This window comes from Okeania sp. SIO2B9 (assembly GCF_010672505.1).
Lineage (GTDB): Bacteria > Cyanobacteriota > Cyanobacteriia > Cyanobacteriales > Microcoleaceae > Okeania > Okeania hirsuta.
The window spans coordinates 1-5,807 of the sequence record NZ_JAAHGK010000393.1; the positions used below are offsets into that span (position 1 = coordinate 1).

A 5,807-nucleotide genomic window follows, 5' to 3' on the forward strand; every position below is an offset into this window, starting at 1 on the left:
AATATCTACAGGAAATGATGGTTTTTTCTTGCGAGGGTAGCCTTCTTCCCTCTTCCCTCTTTCTTCTTCCTTCTTCCTTCTTCCTTACCTTTGCTATACAAGACCGATGCTACCGGACATGATATAAATAGTCGTAACAGCTTGCAAATAAAATAGGTAGTATTAATACTGCCTATTTAACCCACATTCCGCACTTCAAAATGTAGTACAAAAATACCGTAAGAAAGCCTAAACTCCAGACCAAAATTTGTAAGGACAATCTCGCGTAATGGTGAAAATATATATTTTTAATTTCTTCCTCCACTCCCCACACTCCCCTCTCCGCGTCCCCGTGTCACCGCGTCTCCGTGTCAAATCTTAAAAATCTCCCCCACTCCCCACTCCCTACTCCCTCCCCTTCATCCCTTGACCTGCTAACCATCCAGTTGTCCATGCGCTTTGAAAATTAAAGCCTCCTGTAACTCCATCAATATCCAATATTTCACCAGCAAAATATAATCCCTGACAACAACGACTTTCCATAGTTTTAAAATTAATTTCTTTCAAATTCACCCCACCACAAGTAACAAACTCTTCCTTAAAAACCCCTTTACCCTGAACTTGATATTTACCTTGAGTTAATTCTAAAATCAACTTGTTAATAGCTTTCTTTGATAACTCCCCCCAACGTTTTTGCGGGTCAATATCCGCGGCAATAATTAAACTTTCCCACAAACGGCGCGGTAGAGAAAACGGACAACTATTAACGATCGCTTTCTTTTCCTGAGTTTTAAGTGCTAATAACTGTGTTCTTATATCTTCTGAGTTAAGGTGGGATAACCAATTAATCAATAAATTAGCTTGATAGTCATTTTCATGGAGAAATCTTGCACCCCAGGCGGATAATTTCAAAATTGCCGGACCACTTAAACCCCAGTGAGTCAGAAGTACAGGTCCTATCTGTTTTAATTTAGCCATCGGCAGTTGTAAACAAACATTCTCAACCGAAATACCTGCCAACCCTTGGAAACGTCGGTCAGAAATCTTGAAAGTAAATAGAGAAGGTACAGGTGCCGCAACCTGATGACCCAATGCTTTTGCCCAACGATGACCAAGAGGACTACTACCAGTTGCTAGAAGCAGGCGATCGCATTCCACAATTTCTCCCGATTTTAATCTGATTTCAAATAAATTATTATCCCCCACCGTTGACTTTCGTGCTAAAGAAACCACTGCTGCACCCGTGCGAATATTCACACCTCGGTCTAATGCGACCCTAGTTAAACACTCAACAATTGTAGCAGAATCATTAGTAGTGGGAAACATCCGTCCATCTGCTTCTGTTTTTAACTGTACGCCCCTCGCAGTAAACCATTCCACAGTATCACGAGCCTGAAATTGACTAAATGCACCCCGAAGCGCTTTACTTCCCCTGGGGTAATTTTGAACAAAAATTCCTGGGTCGAAACAGGCGTGAGTAACATTGCAACGACCACCGCCAGATATACGAACTTTAGCCAGAGTTTGTCGCCCTGCTTCTAAGATGGTGACATCAGTGTGGGGGGTGCTGCAGGCGATCGCTCCAAAAAAACCTGCCGCTCCCCCACCTACAACTACAATTTTAAGAGGTGGGAAAGACATTTTAGGTGTTGCTGAATTAGTATATGATATTAATCTTGATTACTTAGGAGTCAGGAGTTAGGAGGGAAGAAAGAGGAGTAGAAGGAGAAAGTTTTTTGTTTGCTGGCGCACAACGCATGTTAACGTGTAAGCGGAACTGAGTTCTATGGCGCTCTTATCCGGACACGATATCATAGCTCAAATCACCAACCCCAACATTTTATACATATTAGACATCTCCAATAATAAAAAATAAAATCAATTATCGCAGATAAATCATCAATTCTTTCCCTCTACTCTGTACGGACGTTGCATGCAACCTCCCTACTTCCTACTCCCTCTTTTCCGGAGAGGTTTATTAGTTACTCCTCTACTGGTTCAAAATCATCTTTACCAACCTCGCAAACTGGGCAAACCCAATCATCAGGAATGTCTTCAAAAGCTGTTCCTGCTGCTATTCCTGAATCTTCGTCTCCTTCTTCTGGGTCATATATATATCCACAAGCATTACAGACATATTTTTTCATTTTAATCTATTCCTCTCTAATAGTTCACCTGGATTTTACAAGCTTGTGGGTTAGAGGTTCCACTGTCAGATTGCAAAGTTTTGTTAACTTTTTGGGTTGTCCTGCTCGCGTAATAGACATCTGGTAAAAATCAAAAATCAAATCAATTATCGTACAGAAATTATCAGTTCTTTCCCCCTCCATACCTATTCCCTATTCCCTATTTCCTCTTTTGGAGGAGATGTCTAGAAGAGATATATTTTTTAATTTCTTCCAAAACTCCCCACATTCCCCTCCCAGGAGTGGTTAGGGGTGGGTCCCCAAACTCCTCACACTATCTCTACCATTACTATGCACCACCACCACTTTTTGATGGTCTTTTACTCACTTCGGTCAAAGTAGACCAAAGCAAGAATGTTTTCCGGAATGTCTGTACTGTTAATTGTAGTTTTGGCTTTGTGGTTTATCTATCAGGATTTACGCATAACCACCACATATAGGGTGAACCGCTGTTCGCCCCTACAAATGGTGTATAATTTCGTATTTTGCGTAAGTCCTATCTATCTGAAAAATGGGAGATGAAGGGTAATTTTTACTACTGTCTTCTGACTCTTTTCTTCAAGATATCTAAATATGTGTTTTTACAGGTAGATGTATGAATTTAATTTGAATTTGCAACAATTACTAATTGTTAAATTAAATCAGCTTTGACCAGAATTTAATTCTAACAGGACTTACGCAAATTATTAGACAATACGCTATCCGTAGGGGGTAAATGCCTATCTGTAGGGGGTGAATGGCATTCTCCCCTACTAGATATAACGGTTCTGCGTAAGTCCTGTCTAAATAAAAAAAAACTAATAAAATAGGTAACAAATGGAAACTGAACTCACGCCCAATGGTAATAACTTGCTCGCCACCGATAATACAGAAGCGATCGCTCTTTCTCCTGGAGAACTCGCTAATTTTCCCGATGGGTTAGCTGCTCTTAGTGGCAACGATACAGTTACGGGGTCTTCAGACTCGGAATTCATCCTGGGAAACCGGGGTGAAGATAGCCTTATTGGGGGGGGAGGCAACGATACTTTAATGGGTGGGAAAGACAATGATACAGTAGAAGGTGGCAATGGTAACGACTTAGTTCGTGGCGATCGCGAAGCTGATGTTGTTAGAGGGGGCAATGGTGGGGATAGTTTATTTGGAGGCAAAAATAACGACCGCCTCTTTGGGGATGGGGGCAATGATATTTTATTTGGCGATCGGGATAATGATACTCTCAGTGGTGGTTTGGGACAAGATACTCTCAATGGTGGAGCAGGTAGCGATGTATTTGTCTTAGAAAATGGTGCAGGTGTGGATGAAATAGCTGACTTTGAAAATGGTATCGATATAATTCAACTACCCGATGGTTTAAGTTTTGACAATATTAGTTTACAAAGTAGTCAGCAAAACACGGTGATTATTGATCGCCTCACTGGAGAAACTATAGCGCAAGTAAATAATGTATCTGTAGGGAGTCTCAGCAGTGCCAATTTCTTATTTGAACCCTCTTCAAATACTGAAACAGATAATCAAAATTTCATTAATAGAGTTGTCGAACTGACCAACCAAGAGCGCACTCAGTTGGGTTTGTCTCCCCTGAGTACAGATCCATTATTAGGTCAGGCGGCGCAAACTCACACAGAGAATATGGCACTGCAAGATTTTTTCGAGCATACAGGGTTAGATGGTTCTTCAGCAGGCGATCGTATTGAAGCTACAGGTTATGATTTTTCAGCTTGGGCAGAAAATATTGCGGTAGGGTATTTGACACCGGAGGAGGTAGTAGAAGGATGGATGAATAGTCCCGGACATCGCGCCAACATTCTAGATCCAAATTTGCAGGAAATTGGTGTTGGTTACTATTTCTTGGAAAACGATACTGGTAGCGTTAATTTCAACCATTATTGGACACAAGTATTTGGAACATCTTTTTAGATGGGTTGATGGGGAGATGGGGAGATGGGGAGATGGGGAGATGGGGAGATGGGGAGATGGGGAGATGGGGAGATTGGGTATCTTGAAGTATTTTCAATTATTGCCTCTATCCCATTTACTGGTGTTTGTTTCTAAACTGCAGCAAGATATGTTGGTGCCGGAGCGGCATACTTCGTAAACGAGCAATTTGGAAATCGTGGTTTTAACCCGATAGAAAGCTCCTCTGAAAAATCCACACGACTTTAGTCCATGGAGTGTCAAATAACAAAAGTAACGACTTCCTCTAATATCAGAAGTCGTTACCCAGAATCGATCGCCTCAATCTAGAAAATCTGAATAGATTTAGAAAAGACCATTATTGTTGTAATCGTCTAGAGCAGTGTGAATTAATTCACCGCCATTAGGCACAATTGGATTAGATTCAGTCCAGAAATCAGAATTAGCTGGAACAGCATAAGTTGATGCCTCTAGGATGAGGTCTCCGTCACCAATACCATCCAAATTTTCATCTGGTGTATGCTCCTGAATCCACGCAATACCATTATCGATATCATCTGTTGGTGCTGGGTTAAAAGCAGTGAAATTCAACCAAGAAGCAACTAAGGAGCGATCGAGAGTGTACCGCTTGTCGTTTTTCTGCTCTTTTTGCTTGGCAGCAAGAATAGATTTGGCTTCGTTGAGACTGTAGAATATAGTGCTTTCACTCTCATCGGTAATACCATTCCGGTTGTAGTCACCCACAAGAAGTCCTGTCTGGTACGTTCCACTTACTGGATCGAGTACCTGTGGTGCTTGCTCAGATGCTGAATAAGGTGCTAACAAAAGGTCTCCTGATGGGAAACCAGAACGTTCTGCAAAGCGACTGTCATTTTCCGGGTTGCCATCCCAAACTTCAGTCCAGTTCACCCAGAATCCTGGTGTGCGAACTCCTGGGCCTTCAATTCCCGTGTAGGAACTGGGGTCAGTAGCTTCAACTTGACCTTGACCGTTGGAGTGGTCGCCTGTGACTGTTCCGAGGTTTTGATAGCTGCCAGTGATGGCAGTTCCGGTTAATTCGTAAATCCAGGTTTCATTGGGAGCGAGAATAGCATCACCATCACCGTCAACAACTAGATTGGTAATCACACCTTGTGGATCGTCGATAAGATTAATATTGGAAAGGTTCAAGTTACCATCATTAGTTACTGTGTAAATCCAAGAGATCGACTCTCCTGCGGAAACCCCAATATTATCGCCTGTAACAACTCCATCGGTGGTTACTTTCTCAAGGGTAATGCTAGGATTTTGGACTACATCAACGGTTTCATCATCAGTCTTAGGTTCGGTTTGGTCAGTATCACCAGTTGCGACGTTAACTAAATCTAAGCCACTATCGAAATCTGCTTGAGTGACTGTGTAGGTTGCGGTGTATTTCCAGGTTTCACCTACATCTAAGTTATTATCCCCATTACCATTATTCGTAAGAGTTGGGAAAAAATCATCAGTAAGATCGTCAGGAGTGAAGTTATCGTCGCTGAGAGTAAACCCAGTTAAAGTTTGGTTGCCACTGTTAGTTACCGTATATATGTAAGTAATAACTTCTCCAACTTCATCCACTTCACTAACATCAGCTTCTTTGAGCAGTAAGAAATCTGCATCTTCCAGGACATCAACTTTTTCATCATCGGTTTTAGGGTCGGTTTGGTCACTATCAGCAATAGCTACGTTGACTAAATCTGCTGCACT

General features: G+C 41.8%; 5 protein-coding genes. 2 read left to right on the forward strand and 3 right to left on the reverse strand.

The genetic code is table 11. From position 1 onward, the window contains the following. Positions 1-384: 384 nt before the first annotated feature. Both F6K13_RS15235 and rd read right to left on the reverse strand, forming a co-directional pair. The gene (locus F6K13_RS15235) at positions 385-1,620 is read right to left on the reverse strand and encodes an NAD(P)/FAD-dependent oxidoreductase (protein ID WP_124147082.1); all 1,236 of its coding nucleotides are present in this window, start codon (positions 1,618-1,620) and stop codon (positions 385-387) included. 341 nt (positions 1,621-1,961) lie between these two features. Then, positions 1,962-2,126 carry a rubredoxin gene (gene rd, locus F6K13_RS15240; protein ID WP_124147081.1) on the reverse strand — a complete coding sequence of 55 codons (165 nt, stop codon included), beginning with the start codon at positions 2,124-2,126 and terminating at the stop codon, positions 1,962-1,964. Positions 2,127-2,981: 855 nt separating this feature from the next. On the opposite strand from rd, the gene F6K13_RS15245 reads away from it, so the two are divergent. Together F6K13_RS15245 and F6K13_RS15250 are read left to right on the forward strand one after the other, a co-directional pair. After that, complete coding sequence (locus F6K13_RS15245; RefSeq protein ID WP_287243765.1) at positions 2,982-4,082, forward strand: CAP domain-containing protein; 1,101 nt, start codon at positions 2,982-2,984, stop codon at positions 4,080-4,082. Beyond that, complete coding sequence (locus tag F6K13_RS15250) at positions 4,066-4,260, forward strand: hypothetical protein (protein ID WP_287287784.1); 195 nt, start codon at positions 4,066-4,068, stop codon at positions 4,258-4,260. Before F6K13_RS15245 ends, F6K13_RS15250 begins: the two co-directional genes overlap by 17 nt. A 164-nt stretch (positions 4,261-4,424) precedes the next feature. Here F6K13_RS15250 and F6K13_RS15255 read toward each other — a convergent pair. Beyond that, positions 4,425-5,807, reverse strand: a 1,383-nt coding sequence (locus F6K13_RS15255) for a hypothetical protein (protein WP_287287785.1), incomplete at its 5' end; no start/stop codon positions are given.

Bases quoted from the DNA above. Each gene is read 5' to 3' on its own strand.
- F6K13_RS15235 (WP_124147082.1), bottom strand. From the start codon at position 1,620: ATGTCTTTCCCACCTCTTAAAATTGTAGTTGTAGGTGGGGGAGCGGCA.
- rd (WP_124147081.1), bottom strand. From the start codon at position 2,126: ATGAAAAAATATGTCTGTAATGCTTGTGGATATATATATGACCCAGAA.
- F6K13_RS15245 (WP_287243765.1), top strand. From the start codon at position 2,982: ATGGAAACTGAACTCACGCCCAATGGTAATAACTTGCTCGCCACCGAT.